The sequence below is a fragment of the Spongiimicrobium sp. 3-5 genome (genome assembly GCF_046557915.1).
GTDB lineage: Bacteria > Bacteroidota > Bacteroidia > Flavobacteriales > Flavobacteriaceae > JBHEBG01.
Genome location: NZ_JBHEBG010000003.1, coordinates 539,384 through 557,634 on the forward strand (window position 1 = coordinate 539,384; position 18,251 = coordinate 557,634).

19 protein-coding genes are annotated in these 18,251 nt (G+C 40.0%); 8 read left to right on the forward strand and 11 right to left on the reverse strand.

Features of this window, described 5'->3' with window-relative positions:
- Positions 1-8: 8 nt before the first annotated feature.
- The 4 genes from ACEQ81_RS13980 to ACEQ81_RS13995 form a co-directional block, all read right to left on the reverse strand.
- Positions 9-464, reverse strand: a complete 456-nt coding sequence (locus ACEQ81_RS13980; RefSeq protein ID WP_411031520.1) for a Fur family transcriptional regulator — start codon at positions 462-464, stop codon at positions 9-11.
- A 42-nt stretch (positions 465-506) separates the two neighbouring features.
- On the reverse strand, positions 507-2,711 hold the full coding sequence (locus ACEQ81_RS13985; protein WP_411031521.1) for a RelA/SpoT family protein: 2,205 nt from the start codon (positions 2,709-2,711) through the stop codon (positions 507-509).
- 44 nt (positions 2,712-2,755) lie between these two features.
- Positions 2,756-3,988: a M48 family metallopeptidase gene (locus ACEQ81_RS13990; RefSeq protein ID WP_411031522.1), complete on the reverse strand. Its 1,233-nt coding sequence runs from the start codon at positions 3,986-3,988 to the stop codon at positions 2,756-2,758.
- 127 nt (positions 3,989-4,115) lie between these two features.
- On the reverse strand, positions 4,116-4,925 hold the full coding sequence (locus ACEQ81_RS13995; RefSeq protein WP_411031523.1) for a TrmH family RNA methyltransferase: 810 nt from the start codon (positions 4,923-4,925) through the stop codon (positions 4,116-4,118).
- Positions 4,926-5,002: 77 nt separating this feature from the next.
- On the opposite strand from ACEQ81_RS13995, the gene ACEQ81_RS14000 reads away from it, so the two are divergent.
- Positions 5,003-5,809 carry a hypothetical protein gene (locus ACEQ81_RS14000; protein WP_411031524.1) on the forward strand — a complete coding sequence of 269 codons (807 nt, stop codon included), beginning with the start codon at positions 5,003-5,005 and terminating at the stop codon, positions 5,807-5,809.
- A gap of 88 nt (positions 5,810-5,897) precedes the next feature.
- Here ACEQ81_RS14000 and ACEQ81_RS14005 read toward each other — a convergent pair whose 3' ends face one another.
- Complete coding sequence (locus tag ACEQ81_RS14005; RefSeq protein WP_411031525.1) at positions 5,898-6,965, reverse strand: DUF3810 domain-containing protein; 1,068 nt, start codon at positions 6,963-6,965, stop codon at positions 5,898-5,900.
- Positions 6,966-7,131: 166 nt separating this feature from the next.
- On the opposite strand from ACEQ81_RS14005, the gene ACEQ81_RS14010 reads away from it, so the two are divergent.
- Entirely contained in the window at positions 7,132-8,592 is a 1,461-nt protein-coding gene (locus ACEQ81_RS14010; protein WP_411031526.1) for an aminoacyl-histidine dipeptidase, read from the forward strand.
- A gap of 43 nt (positions 8,593-8,635) precedes the next feature.
- Here ACEQ81_RS14010 and ACEQ81_RS14015 read toward each other — a convergent pair whose 3' ends face one another.
- From ACEQ81_RS14015 to ACEQ81_RS14025, 3 genes are read right to left on the reverse strand one after another with little or no spacing between them, the layout of a single operon-like run.
- Positions 8,636-9,757 (reverse strand): peptidylprolyl isomerase, encoded by a 1,122-nt coding sequence (locus tag ACEQ81_RS14015; RefSeq protein WP_411031527.1) that lies wholly within the window; start codon positions 9,755-9,757, stop codon positions 8,636-8,638.
- Between the two features lie 26 nt (positions 9,758-9,783).
- Complete coding sequence (gene gldI, locus ACEQ81_RS14020; protein WP_411031528.1) at positions 9,784-10,329, reverse strand: gliding motility-associated peptidyl-prolyl isomerase GldI; 546 nt, start codon at positions 10,327-10,329, stop codon at positions 9,784-9,786.
- 5 nt (positions 10,330-10,334) lie between these two features.
- Positions 10,335-11,342, reverse strand: coding sequence for a DHH family phosphoesterase (locus tag ACEQ81_RS14025; RefSeq protein ID WP_411031529.1), 1,008 nt, complete (start codon positions 11,340-11,342; stop codon positions 10,335-10,337).
- Positions 11,343-11,556: 214 nt separating this feature from the next.
- Here ACEQ81_RS14025 and ACEQ81_RS14030 point away from each other — a divergent pair, with 214 nt between their 5' ends.
- Complete coding sequence (locus ACEQ81_RS14030; protein ID WP_411031530.1) at positions 11,557-11,976, forward strand: nucleoside-diphosphate kinase; 420 nt, start codon at positions 11,557-11,559, stop codon at positions 11,974-11,976.
- Positions 11,977-12,028: 52 nt separating this feature from the next.
- On the opposite strand, the gene ACEQ81_RS14035 is transcribed toward ACEQ81_RS14030, so the two are convergent.
- The 3 genes from ACEQ81_RS14035 to recF are packed head-to-tail and all read right to left on the reverse strand — an operon-like array spanning position 12,029 to position 13,825.
- On the reverse strand, positions 12,029-12,325 hold the full coding sequence (locus ACEQ81_RS14035; RefSeq protein ID WP_411031531.1) for a DUF721 domain-containing protein: 297 nt from the start codon (positions 12,323-12,325) through the stop codon (positions 12,029-12,031).
- Positions 12,325-12,744 (reverse strand): hypothetical protein, encoded by a 420-nt coding sequence (locus ACEQ81_RS14040; protein ID WP_411031532.1) that lies wholly within the window; start codon positions 12,742-12,744, stop codon positions 12,325-12,327. Before ACEQ81_RS14040 ends, ACEQ81_RS14035 begins: the two co-directional genes overlap by 1 nt.
- Position 12,745: 1 nt before the next feature.
- Positions 12,746-13,825, reverse strand: coding sequence for a DNA replication/repair protein RecF (gene recF / locus ACEQ81_RS14045; protein WP_411031533.1), 1,080 nt, complete (start codon positions 13,823-13,825; stop codon positions 12,746-12,748).
- Between the two features lie 124 nt (positions 13,826-13,949).
- Here recF and ACEQ81_RS14050 point away from each other — a divergent pair, with 124 nt between their 5' ends.
- From ACEQ81_RS14050 to ACEQ81_RS14070, 5 genes are all read left to right on the forward strand, one after another.
- Entirely contained in the window at positions 13,950-14,717 is a 768-nt protein-coding gene (locus tag ACEQ81_RS14050) for a tetratricopeptide repeat protein (protein ID WP_411031534.1), read from the forward strand.
- Entirely contained in the window at positions 14,717-15,199 is a 483-nt protein-coding gene (ribH, locus tag ACEQ81_RS14055; protein ID WP_411031535.1) for a 6,7-dimethyl-8-ribityllumazine synthase, read from the forward strand. The genes ACEQ81_RS14050 and ribH overlap by 1 nt, the downstream gene beginning before the upstream one ends.
- A gap of 164 nt (positions 15,200-15,363) precedes the next feature.
- Positions 15,364-15,657: a hypothetical protein gene (locus ACEQ81_RS14060; RefSeq protein ID WP_411031536.1), complete on the forward strand. Its 294-nt coding sequence runs from the start codon at positions 15,364-15,366 to the stop codon at positions 15,655-15,657.
- Positions 15,657-17,507: a DNA mismatch repair endonuclease MutL gene (gene mutL / locus ACEQ81_RS14065; RefSeq protein ID WP_411031537.1), complete on the forward strand. Its 1,851-nt coding sequence runs from the start codon at positions 15,657-15,659 to the stop codon at positions 17,505-17,507. Before ACEQ81_RS14060 ends, mutL begins: the two co-directional genes overlap by 1 nt.
- Positions 17,508-18,251 carry a rhomboid family intramembrane serine protease gene (locus tag ACEQ81_RS14070; protein ID WP_411031538.1) on the forward strand — a complete coding sequence of 248 codons (744 nt, stop codon included), beginning with the start codon at positions 17,508-17,510 and terminating at the stop codon, positions 18,249-18,251.

Sequence of the window (18,251 nt, forward strand, 5' to 3'; positions counted from 1 at the left end):
TAATTTGGTTAGTTTTTTGTATCCTCTACTTCGTTTTTGGTGCCGTAGAAATACAATGAATGGTTGCTAATTTTAATATCGAAAACTTCTTCGATCGTTTTTTTGATCGACTGGATTCTTGGGTCACAAAATTCCATTACCTCACCAGTATCGGTCAGGATTACATGATCGTGCTGTCGGTCAAAATACGATTTTTCATACTGCGCTTGGTTTTTGCCAAACTGATGCTTGCGAACCAACTTACAATCCAATAAAAGCTCTATAGTATTGTATAGGGTGGCACGACTTACCCTGTAGTTCTTGTTTTTCATCATAATATAGAGCGACTCTATATCAAAATGGTCATCGTGTTCGTATATTTCCTGTAAAATGGCGTAACGTTCGGGTGTTTTTCTGTGCCCGTTTTCCTCTAAAAAGGTGGTGAAGACATTTTTTACAATTTCCTGATCCTTGTTATTGCCCATGATGACGTTAACTGCATTAAGCTACAAAGGTACAGTTAAAATTTAAATTCTGGTCACTTTATCGATGCCGTTGATGCGCTTTAGATTGTCCATCAATTTTTTAAGTATTGATTTGTTTTTAACCACCACCGTAATTGTTCCTGTGAAGGTACCCCCGTCCGTTCCAAAATTAATATTACGCATATTAACGTGCATATTATCAGATATAATCTCTGTAATTTCATTGATAAGGCCCAGATTGTCTATTCCGGTAAGTTTAATCTCCGAGGTAAATTCTTCTTGGGAAGAATCGATCCATTTGGCACTAATGATCCTGTAGGCGTAATTGGATTGCAGGGATATGGCATTTGGACAATTCTTCTTATGCACTTTTATCCCCTCGTTTACGCTAACGAACCCAAAAACCTCATCTCCCGGGATGGGGTTGCAACATTGGGAGAGTTTGTAGTTTAACTTTTCCTCCTCCTTACCAAAGACTAGCATATCGAACTTGGAAGTGATCTCGTCCTTGTTAATATCTTCGGGTATCGGTTTTCTTCGAATTTTATTCTTGAAAAAACTAATGAATGCGTTGTTATAGGAAGAGGCGAAATCTTTTATCATTTGATTGTCCAAGGCCCCTATGCCTACTCTATAGAACAGATCTAAACTGGTCTTTAACTTAAAGAAAATCACCATTTTATTAATGGTGTCCTCATTAAGGTTTATTTTTTGCGATTTCAGTTTTCGTCGCAACACTTCTTTGCCTTCCATTGCTACGGCCTTCCTCTCCTCTCTCAATGAGGACTTAATTTTGGCACGTGCACGTGCTGTTGAGGCATAATCTAACCAACTCTGATTAGGTCTGGCACTTTCGGAGGTAATAATTTCTACTTGATCGCCGCTATTAAGTACCGAATTGAGGGGCACAAGTTTTCCATTGACCTTTGCGCCCCGGGTACGCATACCCACTTCTGTATGAATGTTAAACGCAAAATCCAAAGGGGTAGCGCCCTTTGGCAACGATTTTAATTCGCCCTTGGGGGTAAAGACAAAGATTTCTTTGGAATAGAGGTTCAATTTAAACTCCTCAACAAAATCTACGGCATTGGCATTTGAATTTTCCAAAGCTTCCTGAAGACGGTTCAGCCATTCTTCTATACCCTGTTCTTTTTGGTCCCCGTGTTTGTATTTAAAATGGGCTGCATATCCTTTTTCGGCAATTTCGTGCATACGCTCACTGCGTATCTGTACTTCTACCCATTTACCCTCCGGCCCCATAACCGTAATGTGCAGGGCTTCATAACCAGTAGATTTAGGAGAGGAGATCCAATCCCTAAGACGAATGGGATTTGGCGTAAAATGATCGGTAACTATGGAATAAATCTTCCAAGCGAGGAACTTTTCATTTTGCCGATCCGACTTGTATATTATCCTAATGGCAAATTTGTCATAAATCTCATCGAAAGCTACGTTTTGCGCCGTCATTTTACGGCGTATGGAATGGATGGATTTAGTACGTCCTTTTATAGTGTAGTTTAATCCTTCCTTGTCCAAGGAATCGTGTATCACTTTGGTGAAATCACTTATGTAATTCTGTTGCTCCTCCTTGGTTTCCTCTATTTTGCTTTGTATATCGCTATAGACTTCAGGCTCGGTATATTTAAGGCTTAGGTCTTCCAATTCGGTCTTTATGTTGTAAAGCCCTATCCTATGTGCCAACGGCGCGTAGATGTAGAGTGTTTCAGATGCTATCTTCACCTGTTTGTGCTCTGGCATGGCGTCCATGGTAAGCATATTGTGGTATCTGTCCGCTATTTTTATGATAATGACCCTAACATCATCGTGCAAGGTGAGCAACATTTTTCTGAAGTTCTCCGCTTGCTGGGAGATGTTCATATCCTTTTTGAGGTGAGCTATCTTGGTAAGACCGTCCACGATCCTGGCAACGGTTTCACCAAACATCCTTTCTATGTCATCTAACGTATAGGGCGTATCTTCAACCACATCGTGGAGTAGGGCAGAGGCTATTGAAACGGCGTCCATACCTATTTCCGAGGCTACTATTTTGGCCACGGCTATGGGATGAAAAATGTACGCTTCCCCAGATTTCCTCCGCTGATTTTTATGGGCATCCACGGCAACGTCGAACGCAGAGCGTATCAGTTTTTTATCGCTATTTGTAAGCGCCTGATAGCTTATACGAAGCAATTCCTTGTATTGCTTGGTAATCTCCTTATTCTCTTTTTCTATCGCAGCTTCCGTCATATTAATTTAAAATTAGCACAATCTTATGTAGTAACCAACAAAAACTATGCCTTTAGGTTCTTTATCCGGGAGATTAACGGAGGATGTGAATAGTGCATAAAAACGTATGCAGGATGTGGGGTAAGATTGCTTAAACTGTTCTTCGACATTTTCTTTAAAGAGGTAATGAGAAGTGCCGCTCCGAAGGTATTTTTGGCGTAATTGTCCGCCTCATATTCGAAGGTTCTGGAGAGGTAGTTCATTACCAGACCGGTAATACCGGAAATTGGACTGTACAAAATACCGAAACCTATTAGTGCCGCATGAAAACTGGGCTGTTGTACCCCAATTGCCAAGGACAATTCCGGGTTGTTGATGAACAGGGATAGTACAAACAGGGTAAATCCTGTAAGCAGTATGGACATGGACAAATTATAAATGATGTGTTTTCTTTTATAATGACCTACTTCATGTGCCAATACCGCTACTATTTCCTCCTCGTCAAGATCATGGATCAAAGTATCATATAAAGTTATCCGCTTTTCCTTACCAAAGCCCGAAAAATAAGCATTGGCCTTTGTAGACCTTTTAGATCCGTCTATTACAAAAATGTTTTTAAGCTCAAAACCTACCTTTCTGGAATAGCTCTCTATTTTTTGTTTTAGACTTCCTTCCTCCAAAGGTGTCTGCTTATTAAAAAGAGGTACAATTAATCGGCTATAGCTTAAATTCATGAGAATGGAGAATACAGCTACCAAGAGCCATGCATATAACCAAAAGTAGGTACCTGCCCATTGAAAAAACCAAATAACCACTGCTAGGATGCTTCCTCCGAGCACGGCGGTCATTATCCAACCTTTAATTTTATCGAGCAAAAAAAGTTTTTTTGTACTCTTGTTAAAGCCAAATCTTTCCTCAATAACAAAAGTTTGATAGTAGGCGAAAGGTGTGCTAAGGATATCGCTGCCTATCATTATGATACCGAAGAAAACAAGCGCTATAAGAATTGGATTGCCCGTTAAGTTTCTGGCAATACCATCTACCCATGCAAATCCATTGAATTGTAAAAAGGCCAACACCAACAATAGCGAAAATGAGGATGTAAGTATGCCAAAACGGTAGTTGGTTTTCTTATATGCCTGTGATTTGTTATAGGCCTCATCATCAAATACATCGTGGAGCTCAGCAGGTACCGAATCTTGGAATCTACTGGCGTTTAGATAATCTAAAAGGGTTTCGATCAAAAATTGAAGAATCAATATCCCGATTATGATATAATACAAGGTGTTACTTTCCATTTTCTATTTTTTTGGTCAAGAGGTTAGATTTGGGATTGGTTGTGCTATTATCAATAAAATTAACTTTTAAGACTTGTAAAGGTAGGTCGATTTAAATTAAAACATTAATGGTGGACAACTACTTTTTTTAGAATGCTCTTTGGCGTTTTGCCTCAAATATAAGTATTGCCGCCGATACCGAAACGTTCATGGAATCTATTTCACCCTCCATGGGTATCAGAATATTATCAGAAGCATTTTTTAGCCATTCTTCGCTTAACCCGGTAGCTTCCGTGCCAACAACAATAGCGTTTGCGCCCCTAAAATCAATGGAAGTATATATTTTGGAGGACGACAGCGCTGCGCAATAGATTGCTATTTCGTTTTCTTTTAGAAAATGTATTATTTCCTCGCTTGTACCTGTAGCTATGTTTACCGTAAAAATACAACCTATGCTAGATCGTACTATGTTTGGGTTGTACAGATCGCCTTTGGGGTTTGCAATAAGGACGCCATCCAAGTTAGCTGCATCCGCCGTACGTAGTAATGCACCAATATTTCCCGGTTTCTCGGGTGCTTCCGCCACTAGTATCAGGGGGTGTTTTCCGTTTAGGGGAAACTCCATCAAGTTGTGCGACTTACTTTTAGCAAGGGCAAGCATACCTTCCGTGGTTTCCCTATGGGCCAACTTTTGATAAACTTCCTTACTTACCTCAATAACGTTGGGAGGTGTTTCTAAATCTTGGATCAGTGTTCTTACTTTTTCTATTGGCATTAGCGGCCCGTGGAAAAAAATAGTTTCTATATGGTATTTTCCTTTTATCGCAAGATTAAACTCTCGTACACCTTCTAAAACAAATAGGCCCGATTTTTTTCGGTCCCTGGACTTTTCTTTAAGCGAAAATATCTTCTTAACCAAAGGGTTTTGTAGGCTACTTATCTGTTTTATTTCGTTCATTTGTACAAAAATAGGCTAATCCCGTAAACAATCTAATCGTTGCCCGACAAATAGGGCGACTTAAAAAACAATATATTATGAGATTTTTATCTATACTCGGTCTGTCGCTGTTACTGCTATCTTGCAAAGAGACTCCAAAAAAGGTGGATACCGACATGAACCAATCAACCAAAGAGGTTGAAGCTGTAAAAAACGATTATCCGGAAGCCTTGCAACAGGTTTTTGATGCCCACGGAGGTCTTGCTTCCTGGAAAGCTAAAAGGAGTCTGGTTTATGAAATGCCAGACCCAGAAAATACCGAGATACATACTACAGATTTATATTCTCGCAAGGATAGGATAGATAGCCCTGGTTTTTCTTTGGGTTTCGACGGTGAGGATGTATGGTTGCTAGACCCGGATGATAACTACAAGGGAGACCCTGTTTTCTACCACAACCTAATGTTCTATTTCTACGCCATGCCCTTTCTTTTGGCCGATGACGGTATTGTTTATAGTGCTACCCCAGCACTAGATTTTGAAGGGATGCAATATCCGGGCATACGCATTAGCTACAATGCCGGTGTAGGCACTTCATATAAGGACGAGTACTTTATCCACTATCACCCAGAAACCAATCAAATGGCCTGGCTGGGATATACGGTAACGTATAGAAGCGGTGAAAAGTCCGATAATGTAAAATGGATACGCTATAACGATTGGATGGAGGTAGGCGATGTAATATTGCCAAAATCCATTACTTGGCATGCTTACGAGGGCCGCAATATAAAGGAAGCCAAAAGTACCGTACAATTCGAAAACGTAAGCTTGGATGAAACCCCCAAACCTGCGGCATTTTTTGCAAAACCCGATGCCTCCAAAGTTGTTGTGGGAAAAGTGCAGTAAATAAATACCTGGAGAAAAGGAATAATTTTAAATGATATCAGAGCGCCTAGGGTAAGCACCTTGGGCGCTTTGGCAATTGATGGCTGATCTATAACGGGTGTTGTTTGTGATAATTTACCAAAAGTGCAACCACTTTGCTATAGCTCTTTATGCCGTCTGCTTGGTCATTGACTTTTAGAAAAACGTTGAAGACCGATTTAAAAACGGGCTCCAGGGGATTTTCGTGTTCCTTCCAAAAATTGGCTAGTTCCTGATAATTTTGCTTAACCCCAGGATGAAGTCCTGTATATAATAGATCAAATGTAGTTTCGTCCTTTCTTTTAATATCACTCAAACAATAGCCCAAAGCGTACGCATAGGCTGAATACTGAAAGTAAATATCGTCACTGCCAACTGTAGCCAGATAGCCAATAAAATTGGTTTCATTCTCTGCGGAATACCCCAACTGATGACCTACTTCGTGAGCAGAGACCACGGGATACCTGAAGTTGGGGATCTTATAGTTTACCTGTGCTTCATTGGTAAAAGGGTTTAGGTATCCACCATAGCCCATATAGGTCAGCGGAGTACTTAGCAACGATTTCTTTAAGCTAGGGGCCTTATACTCCAAAAAAGGCAATTCTTTACCCAATTTCTGATAACTTAAAACGGTTTTCTCAAAGATTTCCGCTTTGGAATATGGTATTTGAACCATTTTTGACGTATCCGATGTAATATAAAACTGTACATCGTTGGTTTTTTTTATGAGTTTTTCTGCTAGTGCTATAAGTTCTTGTTGCGAGTGTGATTCATTTAATCCCAAGTTGTTGGCGATAGGTTGTCGGTAGTAATTAAATCCCCATAACATATGAAACGTAAAGTATATAACGGACAAAACCATGATGGTATTCCTAAAAAAAAGTTTAGGCTTTTGTCTAATGTTGTGGCGCTTCAAAAATAAATACCGGAACAACAAAAATAACAGTATTACATACATTACATCGCCGATAGAAAAAGGAATCCAACCCAAAATATTCCTATAAAAGCCCGATATTACGGGGTACAATCCGTTGCTATAGTAGGCCTCCACCAGTTCAGGGTAGCTTCCTGCCCACTTAACAAGGATAATTTGGGGTATTATCGACCAGGCGATACCATTTTTTAATCGATTGTTCATGAAAACCAAAATTAAACAATTAATATAACGCCCATCTTTCAAACTTTACATTTCTACATTGCATCGATTATAATAACCGGCTGTTTATACGTGCGACCAGTAATTTCTGTTTTATACTTTTTTTACCGATCCAAAGTGTATTTTTGATAATCTTATACGACAGAAAATGAATACGGAAATACGCAACTTATTACCTATCGCCCTTTGGAACAAATTTGCAGATCTTAACGCCGTTCCCCGGGCTTCTAAAAAAGAGGAACAGGTACGGCAGTTTATAATCAATTTTGGAAAATCCCTTGGTTTGGAAACGTTTTCGGATACCGTGGGAAACGTAATTATTAGGAAATTGGCAACAGCGGGGATGGAAGATAGAAAGATGATAACGCTACAGTCTCATTTGGACATGGTACATCAAAAAAACGCGAATACTGATTTCGATTTTGATACCCAGGGAATTGAAATGTTTGTGGAAGAAAATTGGGTAAAGGCAAATGGAACTACCCTGGGGGCAGATAACGGAATTGGTGTTGCTACGATAATGGCGTTGTTGGAAAGTAATACTATCCCACATCCTGCTTTGGAGGCCTTGTTTACCATAGATGAAGAAACAGGTATGACCGGCGCCATGGGTTTGGAGGCCAATGTACTTAAAGGGGATATACTCTTAAATCTGGATACGGAGGAAGATGACGAGATAGACATTGGCTGTGCTGGTGGGGTAGATGTAACCGCCGAAAGATCCTATAACCCCAAACCCGTACCAAGGGGCATACTTGCTTATGAAGTTTTGGTTAAAGGCTTACGTGGGGGCCATAGTGGCATGGATATTCATAAAGGTTTGGGCAATGCAAATAAAATTATGAACCGGATGCTCTATCATGGAACCGAAAATCATAATGTATATATATCTGAAATAGATGGAGGGGGTCTTCGCAACGCCATTCCTAGAGAAAGTTTTGCAAAAATTGTGGTGGACAAGGCCCATAAACAAGATTTTGAAAAGAACTTTGATGAATTGGCAACTACGATTAAAAGTGAGTTATTGGTGCAAGAACCGCAGTTATCTATTACCCTCTCCACGTGCAAGGTGCCGGAAAGTGTTATGGGCTTGGGCGTACAGGAAAAGTTTTTAAAAGCCGTTTACGCCGCACATAATGGGGTTTATGCCATGAGTCCGTCCATGTCGGATTTGGTAGAAACGTCCAATAATATAGCAAGAATATCGGCAAGAAACGGAAGTTTAAAAATAGGTTGCCTCACCCGGTCTTCGGTAAATTCGGCAAAAATAGATTTGGCGCACGCACTTAAATCGGTCTTTGAACTCGCAGGGTTCGAGGTAAGTTTCTCTGGCGACTACCCCGGTTGGAAACCCAATCCGGATTCTTTGATACTTGAAGTTCTAAAGGAACAATATGAGATTTTGTTTAAGGAAAAACCCAAAGTAGTGGCTTGCCATGCAGGACTGGAGTGCGGTATATTGGGACAAAACTATCCGGATATGGATATGATCAGTTTTGGACCCACTATCCACGGCGCACATTCCCCAGACGAAACAGTAAGTGTTGCTTCTGTACAAAAGTATTGGCGTTTCGTATTGGAAATCCTTAAGAACACACCAAAAAAATAAGCCGACCAAAGGCCGGCTTTTATACTTTTAGGGTTAAAGACCCTTACTGGGATACTCCTACAATCTCTAAATCGAAGATTAAATCGGAATTGGGAGGTATAGGACCCGCTCCTTGCGACCCGTAACCCAAATGTGGTGGTATAAAAAGACGAATTTTATCACCCACTTTCATGCTTAACAATCCTTCCCTAAAGCCTGCTACTAATCTAGATTCTGGACTGTAATCCATAGGTGTAGGAGAAAAATCACCACGGTGCATGGCATTTATTTGAGTGAATTTATCAAATTTTTCTGCCACTTCTTTTTCGCTGGTGTCAAACAAAGTTCCATCGGGTAACCAGCCTGCATAATTTACCAAAACCTTTTGTCCTGTTGTAGGTTGTGTCCCTTCTCCCTTTTGGATACTGTAAATTTTAAGTCCAGAAGGCAAGGTTTCCGCAACTGCCTGTTGTTTGGCCAATTCGGCAAGGAAATCTTCTTTTACTTTTTTCATGGCCGCTACTCGGGCTTCCTCTTCCGCAAAATAGTCGGTCATTACCTGAACGGCGTCAAATTTTTTGGCCTCCTTACCATTTCTTATGATTTCTACCTTGTTCATCACCACATCGGTTGTTGGTCTGTCTTTTTTACCCGGATCCTGTGAAGTGGCTACATTGGCAATAGAATCTACCACATCCATACCGGACATTACCTCTCCAAAAACAGTATGTCTTCCGTCTAAAAATGGCGTTTCCTTGTGCGTAATAAAGAACTGGCTTCCGTTGGTAGTGGGCCCTGCATTTGCCATGGATAGAATTCCTGCTTTGTGGTGCGATAGGGAATCATGTATTTCGTCTTTAAACTTATAACCGGGATTACCGCTTCCAGTGCCCGTTGGATCGCCTCCCTGAATCATAAAATCTTTGATTACCCTATGGAAAATAATTCCTTCGTAATACTTTTTGTTTTTGAACTCTTCACTTACAAAGGGATTTTTACCTTCGGCGAGCGAAACAAAATTGGCCACGGTAAGTGGTGTTTTTTGATACTCCAATTTAAGGACAATATCACCACGTGTAGTTTGTATGTCTGCAAAAATACCATCTCCCAAATCTGCTCTTTGACCAGATTTGCATCCGGCAAGGGCCAAGGCGATGGTTAGAATCAGTAGGTGTGCTTTTTTCATGTTTGTAAAATTTATTGCTATTTGTGTTAAATACTATCTCGTTGTTTTTCTATTTTTAAAATGGATAATGTACTCTTTATGGGTACGTTTGGCCCAACCTTGTTTTTATCGCCAAGATAACCATATGCTCTGGACGAAGGAAACAAAAATGTAGCGGTTTCTCCTTCTTTTAGAAGTTTTACACCGCTCCGGAATCCCGGAAAAAACTCTTGTTTATCTACCTTGTAATTGGTAATCCCCAAGGTTTCTTTACTGTAAATGGTATCGTTGCCAAAACTAACAATGTTGTAGGTAAGCGTCACCAGATCATCGGGCCTCGGCATATAGTCTTCATCGTTCCTTTTGTTTTCATAGTAGTACCAAGAACCATCGGCAGTGGCAATATAGTTATGTATTGTATCCAAGGCTATGATATCTTTAATCATTTTTTCTTCCCTTTCAAGCAGTTTTTTATTTCGTTCTGCGGATTCTTTTATAAAACTCCCAGATTTTACTTTCACGGGCCTACGCGGTTCTGGCCCCCCACAGCAGGCTAAACTAAATAATGCCACAAAAAAAAGAAGCAGTCTCATAGGTTTTATTTTATAGACGTAATCTTTAAAAGCGATTCAAAATATTTCACAGTTTCCGACATAGACTTTTCACTTTTACCACCAGCCGCATTGGTATGGCCCCCTCCCTCAAAATAATCCCGGGCAAATTCATTTACAGAAAAATCCCCTTCGGACCGGAACGAGATCTTTATAATTCCTTCGTCTCGGTTTTCAATAAAAATCACCGCAAAATAAATACCTTCCAAGGTAAGTCCGTAATTTACAAAACCTTCGGTGTCTCCTTTTTTGAAATTATTGGTGTCCAATTCATCTTGGGTAAGGGTAATATAAGCGGTACGGTATTCTTGTAAAATGACCATATTTTTAAGCGCGCAACCCAATAAGTGAAGTCTACTAGGCGTATTGGTGTCATAGACCCTATTGTGGATTTCTGTATTGTTTGCCCCATTGTCTATTAGATTTGCCACAACATTGTGTGTTCTACTCGTGGTGGATGCAAATTTAAAAGACCCCGTATCTGTCATAATACCGGTATAAAGGCAATTGGCTATTTCAGGTGTTATTTTATCGGTATCTCCCAAGAACTCTATAAAATTATAAACCATTTCGCAAGTAGAGCTAAGCATTACATCGGAATACATAATTTTAGCATAGTCGCTTGGTGCTTGGTGATGGTCTATCATTATAAAAGTGGCCGTTGCTTCTTCCAAAATGGTTTGCATCTGGCCTACCCTACCCAAATGATTAAAGTCTAACGTAAATATGATAGAGGCACTGTTGATAAGGTCTTTTGCCAGGCTGTTATCCTTTTCAAAATTCACAATTTGATCATTATTGGGCATCCACTTCAGAAATTTGGGATAATCATTGGGCGAAATTACCCATACTTCTTGTCCCTTTTGACGTAAATAATGCCATAGCCCCAATGTGGATCCAATAGCATCACCATCCGGATTTTTATGTGGGATTATTACAATTTTCTGTGGTGTGGAAAGTAGCCTTTCAACGGCCTTGATATCCTCTAAATTCATGCGCCCAAATATACAATTTTATACTAAAGTCTTTTAAGGATGCAAGGGTATTTTAACCTTTGGGGAAGTTATTGGGGCCATTGTGTTATACTTAATGCCGTATGTCAAATCCTACACGCTACGGATGATGTTGGCCTTTTAAAGATTTATACCATTGCATTTATGGCTTGCGGGTTAATATATAAAGCGTATTTTTGCGCAAAATTTTTAAAGCATGAGTACAAACAGAACATTTACTATGATAAAACCAGATGCAGTCGAAAATGGGCATATTGGCGCCATTTTGGAAAAGATCACATCTGCAGGGTTTAAGATAGTAGCAATGAAATATACACAACTTAGTAGAAGGGATGCCAAAGAGTTTTATGCCATACATAGAGAGCGCCCATTTTTTGGGGAACTTGTTGATTTTATGACAAGGGGTCCAATTGTTTCCGCAATTTTACAGAAAGAAAATGCCGTTGAGGACTTTAGGGCACTTATAGGTGCTACAAACCCAGAAGAAGCAGCTGAAGGTACAATACGTAAATTGTTTGCCACATCAATAGGAGAGAACGCCGTTCATGGGTCTGACAGTGATGAGAATGCGGCCATTGAGGGTGCGTTTCATTTTTCTGGACGGGAAATTTACTAGGATTTTAAAATACAGATGTGAAAAGCTACCTTTTTATGGTGGCTTTTTTTTGTTATCGCAACACCAATTTTTTTACTAGATCTTTACCCAATTCTTCATTGAGCATGGCAATGATTTTAGATTTTCCATGACTTAGTTCTTCCCGAAGTACGGAGGAAGAAAGCGATACAAATAGGGTGTCGCTTCGCAGTTCTACGGCCGTAGTATAGTTATTGACCCCATTTCCCATCAACGTTGCCCAAGCATCTCGTACATTAACCCTATCCATACCCTTTTGCAACTTATTTTCGGAGATGAATTGATCTAAGGCCTCATTTAATCGTATACCTGTATTTTTTCGTTTGGCCATTATTCTTTTGCATTTATAGGCACATAGCGAGTATAGCTGTACGTAATATTGTCTTCGTTTATGACCGAGAACCGATCTTCGGACAGGCTTGTGATCCGTTCCGTCCATGCACTAAGTTCGTTTTTATAATACAAAGCAAAGGTTTCATCTTCCCGCAGTATTCGGAAGGGCTCAGCATCATCCGTAGTAATATAGGTGCCATCGAATTTTGGCTGTACTTTTTTCCTAAACCCTACCAAACCATCAATTTTGATATAATCCAAATTGGTGTTTACCTTATATTCCTTTGTATTGCCATCAGGAAATTCTACCTCTTTAATTTCCCAATATCCGTTTAAGTACAATAAACTATCCTGGGATACCTTAGGAGTGCATCCAACATAGAGACATAGTATTAAAAAGGTTGACCAAAAACGCATCTTACAATTTAAAAATTTTATAGGACTGATGAATGGTCTTCACCACTTTTTCAGTTCTTTCCGCATGGGTGTCACTTATAAAAATTTGCCCAAAACTCTCATCATCCACCAAATGTACGATTTGTGCCACCCTATGCTCGTCTAGTTTGTCAAAGATATCATCAAGTAGTAAGATAGGGGTAGTCTTAGCTTCTTTTTTTATGAAATTGAACTGTGCTAGTTTAAGGGCTATCAAAAACGATTTTTGTTGCCCCTGGCTACCAAATTTTTTAATGGGGTGCCCACTGATCTCAAAACTAAGATCATCTTTGTGGATACCTACACTGGTATATTGTAAGGCTTTGTCCTTTTCCAAACTGTTTGTTAACAATTCGCTCAAAGGGGTCTGCAAAAGCTTGCTGTCATAGGTAAGTGAAACTTCCTCCGCTGCCGCGGATATGGCCGTATATTGTTCCTTAAAAATTGGGATAAACGTCTTAAGGAAAGCCTCTCTTTTCTTAAAAACCAAAGAGCCATATTGATCTAGTTGTTCGTTGTACACGGATAAGGTAGTGGCATTGAAGGTATGGTTCACCGCAAAATACTTAAGCAGGGAATTGCGTTGCATCAGTACCTTGTTATAATTGATCAAAGCCTGTAGATACTGTTTATCTGATTGTGAGATTACGCTATCCACAAATTTACGGCGTGCATCGCTACCTTCGGTAATGAGATCCCTATCTGCCGGGGATATGATCACCAGAGGAAGAAAGCCAATATGATCGGAAAAGCGTTCGTAGGTTTTACCATTTCTCTTGATTACTTTTTTAATCCCTCGTTTTAGGCTACAGACAATTTTTTCTTGCCTCCCATCCTTTTCAAATTCACCATCGATCACAAAAAAATCTTCTCCGTGTTTTATATTTTGCGACCCTACCGGATTAAAATAACTCTTCCCAAAAGATAGATGGTAAATGGCATCCAAAATGTTTGTTTTCCCTATACCATTACTCCCTACAAAGCAGTTTATCTTGGGATCGAACGTAAGTTTTAAGGAGTCAAAATTTTTATAATTAATAAGGGATAAATTCTTTAGAAACATGGAGCTTGTTCAAAAATTGTTTTTAGAAGAGCTAGCAAAGCTGCAAAATATCGAAAAATAACGAATAAATAACCCTTAGGTTTTGGATAAAAACTTTATTTTTGCGCGATCAATTAAATTAACGATGGCTACATATAAAAAACGAGGCTATAAACCTAAGAACAAAGCGGAAGGGATAGAATTGGACGAGCAGAACAGCACAACTGCTGAGGTTTTTAGCACTTTGGACCAAAGCGCATCCAAAACCGAAGAGTGGGTTTCTAGGAATCAGAACTACATTCTCGGTGTCATTGGGGTAATTGCTGTGGGAGTACTTGGTTATTTGGCCTATAATCAATTTGTACAGAAACCTAAGGAAACCAATGCGGCCAATGAAATGTACTATCCACAACAATATTTTGATCAGGCGTTGAGCAGTACAACAGCCAAAGACTCTCTTTACACCTTGGCCCTGAACGGGGCAGAAGGAAAATACGGTTTTCTGGATATCATAGATGAGTACAGTGGTACCAAAGCAGCCAATTTGGCCAACTATGCATCAGGGATGGCCTATTTAAATATGCAGAAATATCAGGAAGCCATAAATTATCTGGAGAATTTTTCTTCGGATGATGCCATTCTTGGAGCTCTTGCCAAAGGAAGTATAGGCGATGCATTTATGCAGCTAGATCAGCCAAGTGAGGCATTGGTATATTATGAAAAAGCAGTTGCACATAGTGATAACGATTATACGGCACCTAAATTTCTATATAAAGCAGGTACGGCTGCGTTAGAATTAAATCAGAAAGACAAGGCATTATCTTCTTTTGAGCGTATCAAAGAGGAGTTTTCCGATTCTGATGAGGCCAGGACCATCGATGTCTTTATAGGGATGGCGAAAAGCGGCAACTAATGGCTACGGCAAACAAAAACCTTTCTGTCTACAACAAAGCGGATATCCCCAATGCCAAAGACCTTAGATTTGGTATTGTTGTTGCGGAATGGAACGACCAAATAACCGAAGGACTTTATACAGGGGCTCTGGAGGCACTCTTAGATTGCGGGGCCAAAGAAGAACATATTTTAAGGTGGGACGTTCCCGGCAGTTTTGAGCTTACCTTTGGATGTAAGAAAATGATTTCTACCCAAAAGGTAGACGCTGTTATTGCTATAGGTAGTGTTATTCGGGGAGAAACCCAACATTTTGATTTTGTATGCAGCGCCGCGGCACAAGGAGTGAAGGATTTAAACGTGCAAACAGATGTTCCGGTCATTTTTTGCGTACTTACCGATAATAACTTGCAGCAGGCCATAGATCGCAGTGGAGGTAAGCATGGCAACAAGGGTACGGAAGCAGCCATAGCCGCCATAAAAATGGCCACTTTAGGGGGTTAATCCGTGCTAAAAAAAAGAGGTATACTACCAAATACCATATCGTCACATAAATTTCTGGGTAAAGTAAAAGCATCTGTCACCTTAGGTTTTGTTAACAATTTTTAGCATCTGCATTCAACTAAATTGTCCCATTTTCAGTACTTTTGAGTAATGTAGATATGATTATGAGACTTCCTACGCTGTTTAAGCAAAATAGAAATAAATCTTACAATTATTCTCCTCGTTATTATGATGAGCGCAAAGAGCGTATAGAAAATTTGAGAAAGGCCAAAGCCGCCAAATCGGATTCTGAATATTTTAAAGGGTATCGCAAGAAGAGTTTTCGTGAGGACTGGAAGACGATTAAGAGTATGGACAGAAACAAAAACAGCCGCCTCCGATTTTTAATTATACTAATTTTCCTTTTATTCTTTGCGTATGCCGCAATTAAATATGGCAAACTAGACTTCTTAATTTAATGGCAGATATAATTAAACTTTTGCCAGATCATGTTGCCAATCAAATTGCAGCCGGGGAAGTGGTTCAACGTCCGGCTTCTGTAGTTAAGGAATTGTTGGAAAATGCCATAGATGCCCATGCCACTTCCATAAAATTAATTGTAAAGGATGGGGGAAAGGCCCTAATACAGGTGGTGGACAACGGGGTAGGTATGAGTGCCACCGATGCCCGATTGAGTTTTGAAAGGCACGCTACCTCAAAAATACAAAGCGCCCAAGATCTTTTTAATCTGAACACCAAAGGTTTTAGAGGGGAAGCACTGGCGTCCATTGCGGCCATTGCCCATGTGGATATGCAGACCAGAACGGAAGGTACCGAGGTGGGCACGGCCATTAAGATAGAAGGAAGCAAGGTTGTTTCACAAGAGGTTTCGGTAACTCCTAAAGGAACTTCGTTATCTGTAAAAAATCTTTTTTTCAATATTCCTGCACGACGAAATTTCCTGAAATCAAATCAGGTGGAGCTCCGTCATATTACCGATGAGTTTCATCGGGTAGCCTTGGCCCACCCTTTGGTAGAGTTTCATTTTTACAATAACGGAAATGAATTGTTCAGTCTTCAAAGCACCAATTTAAGGCAGCGCATCGTTAATATTTTAGGACAGCGGACCAATCAAAAACTGGTACCTGTTACGGAAGAAACCCAAATGGTAAAAGTATCGGGTTTTATTTGTAAACCAGAATTTGCCAAAAAGAGCAGGGGAGAGCAGTTTTTCTTTGTAAACAATAGATTTATAAGAAGTCCATATCTTCACCATGCCATTGTTGCCGCTTTTGAGGGCCTTATCAGAAAGGAAACACATCCAGGTTATTTTCTGTACTTAGAAGTAGATCCTGCGGCAATAGACATCAATATTCATCCTACCAAAACCGAGATCAAATTTGATGATGAGCATTCGCTATACGCCATACTGAGGTCTGCCGTAAAACACAGCTTAGGCCAGTTTAACGTAGTTCCGGCCTTGGATTTTGACCATGACCCAAATCTTGAGACACCCTATGACTACAAGGATAAGGGCGTAGAGCAACCTAGGGTAATGGTAGATGCAGCGTTTAATCCTTTTGTGGATACCCCTAAAAAAAGTGGTGTGGTGCAGGGATATCAAAAACAAAGTGCCAAGGGATGGGAGAACATGTACGTGGGTTTAGAATCTAAAGTTGGGAAGGAAGATGATTTTAGCAGCGTAAGTTTTGAATCTGATACTATAACCGGATCTATTTTTGAGGGGCAAAAGGAAAATTGGGAAACCACGGGCACCACATTTCAGCTAAGACGAAAATATATTGTTACAACCATTAAATCGGGTATGGTTATTATAGATCAGAGTAGGGCGCATCAACGAGTACTCTATGAAAAATTCCTAAAGAATATCACCGTTAAAGAAGCTGTTAGCCAGCAGCTGCTTTTTCCTTTGTCATTAAATTATTCCAAAGGCGATATAGGTGTAATACGCGATATTAAAGACAGTTTAACCACTGTAGGGTTTGTGTTCGATAAAATTGAAGATGAAGAAATACAGATCACCGGTGTGCCTTTGTTGGTGCCAGAGAGCGAGGTTGGCATGGTAATAGATCAGTTGATCTCTGACCACCAGCAAGAAATAACCGGAGATAGTTTTTCGCAGACCGATGTCTTGGCGAAGACCTTGAGCAAGACCTTGAGCGTTAAGACCGGTGAGCAATTGGATAACGATTCGCAATTGGCTTTGGTAAATGATTTGTTTGCATGTAAGGAATCTAGGGTAAGTCCGTTTAATAAACCGATATATGTTACCCTTTCCGAAAACGATATTGATAAAAAATTTATTTAGATGGGTAGAATAACGGATGCAGTTAAGCATTTGGTCATAGTTAATGTGCTATTTTTTGTAGCCACCTCCTTGTATGGTGATCAGATGTACCAGTGGTTTTCACTCTGGTTTCCTGAAAATGAGAATTTTGAGCTTTGGCAGGTTATTTCGCATATGTTTATGCACGGTGGGTTTATGCATATTCTTTTTAATATGTATGCTTTGTGGGCCTTTGGATCTCCTTTGGAGCAGATGTGGGGCAAGAATAAGTTCTTTTTCTTTTATTTCTCGGCCGGCCTGGGAGCGGCCCTGATACATACCGGTGTAAACTATTATTATTTTAACGAGGGAATAGACGCACTGGTAAATTCTGGCATTGCAAGAAATCAGATAATGGATCTTGTATCCAATGGAAAATATAACCCTGGATGGTACAACCTGGCCTCCCAGAGTACTATCGATAATTTTTTGAGTGCATATAACGCTCCAGCTGTTGGGGCTTCGGGCGCTATTTACGGTATTTTGGTTGCCTTTGGAATGTCTTACCCCAATAGTGAACTTTTCCTCATATTTTTACCTATTCCAATAAAGGCCAAGTACTTTATACCCGTACTTATAGCACTGGATTTATTCTCTGGCGTAACCGGCTATTCTATTTTTGGAAGTGGCATAGCGCATTTTGCCCATATCGGTGGCGCACTGTTCGGATTTTTGATGATGTGGTACTGGAAGAAAAATCAGTTTAACAAAAACCGATGGGATTAG

Coding starts and splice junctions, on each gene's coding strand:
- ACEQ81_RS13980 (WP_411031520.1), bottom strand. CDS start 464: ATGGGCAATAACAAGGATCAGGAAATTGTAAAAAATGTCTTCACCACC.
- ACEQ81_RS13985 (WP_411031521.1), bottom strand. CDS start 2,711: ATGACGGAAGCTGCGATAGAAAAAGAGAATAAGGAGATTACCAAGCAA.
- ACEQ81_RS13990 (WP_411031522.1), bottom strand. CDS start 3,988: ATGGAAAGTAACACCTTGTATTATATCATAATCGGGATATTGATTCTT.
- ACEQ81_RS13995 (WP_411031523.1), bottom strand. CDS start 4,925: ATGAACGAAATAAAACAGATAAGTAGCCTACAAAACCCTTTGGTTAAG.
- ACEQ81_RS14000 (WP_411031524.1), top strand. CDS start 5,003: ATGAGATTTTTATCTATACTCGGTCTGTCGCTGTTACTGCTATCTTGC.
- ACEQ81_RS14005 (WP_411031525.1), bottom strand. CDS start 6,965: ATGAACAATCGATTAAAAAATGGTATCGCCTGGTCGATAATACCCCAA.
- ACEQ81_RS14010 (WP_411031526.1), top strand. CDS start 7,132: ATGAATACGGAAATACGCAACTTATTACCTATCGCCCTTTGGAACAAA.
- ACEQ81_RS14015 (WP_411031527.1), bottom strand. CDS start 9,757: ATGAAAAAAGCACACCTACTGATTCTAACCATCGCCTTGGCCCTTGCC.
- gldI (WP_411031528.1), bottom strand. CDS start 10,329: ATGAGACTGCTTCTTTTTTTTGTGGCATTATTTAGTTTAGCCTGCTGT.
- ACEQ81_RS14025 (WP_411031529.1), bottom strand. CDS start 11,342: ATGAATTTAGAGGATATCAAGGCCGTTGAAAGGCTACTTTCCACACCA.
- ACEQ81_RS14030 (WP_411031530.1), top strand. CDS start 11,557: ATGAGTACAAACAGAACATTTACTATGATAAAACCAGATGCAGTCGAA.
- ACEQ81_RS14035 (WP_411031531.1), bottom strand. CDS start 12,325: ATGGCCAAACGAAAAAATACAGGTATACGATTAAATGAGGCCTTAGAT.
- ACEQ81_RS14040 (WP_411031532.1), bottom strand. CDS start 12,744: ATGCGTTTTTGGTCAACCTTTTTAATACTATGTCTCTATGTTGGATGC.
- recF (WP_411031533.1), bottom strand. CDS start 13,825: ATGTTTCTAAAGAATTTATCCCTTATTAATTATAAAAATTTTGACTCC.
- ACEQ81_RS14050 (WP_411031534.1), top strand. CDS start 13,950: ATGGCTACATATAAAAAACGAGGCTATAAACCTAAGAACAAAGCGGAA.
- ribH (WP_411031535.1), top strand. CDS start 14,717: ATGGCTACGGCAAACAAAAACCTTTCTGTCTACAACAAAGCGGATATC.
- ACEQ81_RS14060 (WP_411031536.1), top strand. CDS start 15,364: ATGAGACTTCCTACGCTGTTTAAGCAAAATAGAAATAAATCTTACAAT.
- mutL (WP_411031537.1), top strand. CDS start 15,657: ATGGCAGATATAATTAAACTTTTGCCAGATCATGTTGCCAATCAAATT.
- ACEQ81_RS14070 (WP_411031538.1), top strand. CDS start 17,508: ATGGGTAGAATAACGGATGCAGTTAAGCATTTGGTCATAGTTAATGTG.